This window comes from Pseudomonas sp. 2995-1 (genome assembly GCF_002742505.1).
GTDB classification, from domain to species: Bacteria; Pseudomonadota; Gammaproteobacteria; order Pseudomonadales; family Pseudomonadaceae; genus Aquipseudomonas; species Aquipseudomonas sivasensis.
Genome location: NZ_LJSA01000391.1, coordinates 1 through 333, shown reverse-complemented (window position 1 = coordinate 333; position 333 = coordinate 1). Strand labels below are relative to the sequence as shown.

Genomic DNA, 333 nt, shown 5'->3' with positions numbered 1-333 from the left:
CAACATGCCTGGTGACCATACCATTAATTCTGGAGTGAGACTGCTTAATAAACTTAATACGATTGGGATAGTTATTGTTAGTGCAGCTACAGCTGCGGAACTGTTAAAGATTACACTGAATAAAAGAATAAGTGTTGTGATAAATAATAACCAAATACCATAAACAGTAATTCCTTTTATAATGTTCCCAATTGGTATAGTTCCAATCAGTTCAAATGTATAGTAAACAGCAAATAAAAACCCAAGAATAAATGATAATAAAGATAATAATGACATATGAACCCATTTTGTCGTGATGTATGTACTATAAGAAACAGGTTTTACTAAAACCTT

Annotated in this window: 1 protein-coding gene; it reads right to left on the bottom strand. The window is 30.9% G+C overall.

Annotation, left to right across the window (positions count from 1 at the left end; genetic code table 11):
* Positions 1 to 276: hypothetical protein (locus AOA61_RS31875; RefSeq protein WP_218197362.1), on the bottom strand; the 276-nt coding region annotated here is incomplete at its 3' end.
* Between the last annotated feature and the right edge of the window lie 57 nt (positions 277 to 333).